The following is a 2319-nucleotide window of genomic DNA, read 5'->3' as shown; positions in this document are numbered from 1 at the left end:
TTGCATGACGCGCACCTCGCAACAAGAATGCCGGAGCATTCTTGAAAGAAATAATCTCTTCATGAAAGTGCAGGAAATGTAAAAATACGTTTATCTCTGCATTGACTTTTAAAGTGTGCTTTGTTATCATTGTTTTCAGTGTGCAAGGCACACTTTTTTTCTGCAAATTTATTTAGAGTATATATTTTGATTTATTTAGAATATCTTTGAGAATCGTGTTAAAAATCATATTCGTACAGATTTGAAGTAAATAGAGGGAATGTAATAGGCTCTGAATAACATGTTTTTAATTGGAAAGGAAATATATGAGTACAGTTTTATTTGAAGATTTAGATTTAAATCCGCAGATTCTGCGGGCAATTAAAGAAATGGGATTTGAGGAGGCCACTCCGATTCAGGCACAGTCCATTCCGGCTGTCATGAGCGGCAGAGATGTCATCGGACAGGCGCAGACAGGAACCGGAAAAACAGCATCTTTCGGTATTCCGCTGCTTCACAAAGTAGATCCGAAGCTGAAAAAAACACAGGCGCTGATTTTATGCCCGACCCGTGAACTTGCCATTCAGGTATCCAACGAGTTACACAATCTGGCAAAATACACCCACGGTATCAAAATCCTTCCGATTTACGGTGGACAGGAGATTGGCAAACAGATCCGTTCCCTGAAAGGCGGCGTACAGATCATCGTTGGTACACCGGGTCGTGTAATGGATCATTTAAGAAGAAAAACAATCCGCTGCGATCATATCCACACCATTATTCTGGATGAAGCAGATGAGATGCTGAACATGGGATTCCGTGAGGACATTGAAGAAGTATTAAAATATCTTCCGGAAGACCGCCAGACCGTTCTTTTTTCCGCAACTATGCCGAAAGAGATCATGGAGATCACAAAACAGTATCAGAAAGATGCGCTGACCATCAAAGTGGTAAAAAAAGAGCTGACTGTAAAAAATATCGAACAGTATTACTATGATGTAAGAAGAAAAGATAAGCTGGATATTTTGACAAGACTTCTGGATGTGTATGATCCGAAGCTCTCCCTTGTATTCTGTAATACAAAACACATGGTAGACGAGCTGGCAAACGAACTGCAGAACCGTGGTTATTTTGCAGAAGGTCTGCATGGTGATATGAAACAGCAGCAGCGTGACCGTGTTATGAGAAACTTCCGTAACGGAAAAACAGAGATTCTGGTAGCAACGGATGTCGCTGCCCGTGGTATCGATGTTGACGATGTGGAAGCAGTATTTAACTACGATCTGCCGCAGGATGACGAGTATTATGTTCACCGTATCGGTCGTACCGGCCGTGCAGGCAGAACCGGAAAAGCATTTTCTTTTGTAAAAGGAAAAGAAGTTTACAAATTAAAAGAGATTATGCGTTACTGCAAGACAAAGATCTATGCACAGCCGATTCCATCCATGCGTGATGTTGAGGAAGCAAAATGCGACAAGATCATGGAGCAGTTAGACCAGATCATTGAAAATGAGGATCTGACTAAGATGGTAAATATGATCGAAGCGCAGATCAACAATGGTGATTACACAGCCATGGATCTGGCAGCAGCATTTTTGTATCAGGCACTTGGAAAGGCAGATCGCGAAGGCGTAAAACAGGACAACTTCGATTTCTCTGATACTGGTGCAGAAGACGGAATGGTTCGTCTCTTTATCAATATTGGTAAAAAACAGCGCGTGCGTCCGGGAGATATCCTCGGGGCAGTTGCGGGAGAATCCGGAATGCCGGGAGATTTGGTAGGAGCTATTGATATGTTTGACAGCTATACATTTGTGGAAGTTCCGAGAGAGTATGGTGCGGCAGTGCTGAAGGCGATGAAAAATGCGAAGATTAAAGGAAAGAGCATCAATGTGGAGCCGGCGAATGCGAAATAGGGGCTTTTTAGTTTTTGAAGCGGCGGCAATTTAGGTTGTGAATGAAAAAAGAGTGCGAATTGCATCCTTCGGGCTAAGACGCCCGTTCGAATGAAATTCGCACTCTTTTTTCAATGTCAGTTAATGAGCCGCCGCGAGAGAAAGCCTGTGAGTTGTATCACGTGCGTTCGACTTGAATGTACTAAGACGGTGATTTTGCATATTGTAGATTGAAATCGACGAATCATTTCTGGGCAAGCGATTGAGTGAGTGACTGAGTTTCACAAGGTTTTGCGCGAACGGAAACCGACCAGCTTTTATAGGAGGCGGGAGTGAGCGCGATGAAACCGAAGTGAAATGAAGGTAACGAACGTTTAGCGGACCGGAAATGATTCGTCGATTTCATCTCAGTCTGAGTTGAGACTCCCACTTCTGCAAGTGGTGA

General features: G+C 43.2%; 1 protein-coding gene. It reads left to right on the top strand.

Features of this window, described 5'->3' with window-relative positions:
• Positions 1-305 precede the first annotated feature (305 nt).
• Positions 306-1895: a DEAD/DEAH box helicase gene (locus LG34_RS13910; RefSeq protein WP_109216598.1), complete on the top strand. Its 1590-nt coding sequence runs from the start codon at positions 306-308 to the stop codon at positions 1893-1895.
• Positions 1896-2319 lie beyond the last annotated feature (424 nt).

Source organism: Eubacterium ramulus, from assembly GCF_003122485.1.
In the GTDB taxonomy this organism is placed as follows: Bacteria; Bacillota; Clostridia; order Lachnospirales; family Lachnospiraceae; genus Eubacterium_I; species Eubacterium_I ramulus_A.
This window is presented reverse-complemented; position numbering and strand designations above follow the sequence as displayed.

What these genes read in the sequence shown, in the direction of transcription:
- LG34_RS13910 (WP_109216598.1), top strand. Translation starts at nt 306, where the DNA reads ATGAGTACAGTTTTATTTGAAGATTTAGATTTAAATCCGCAGATTCTG.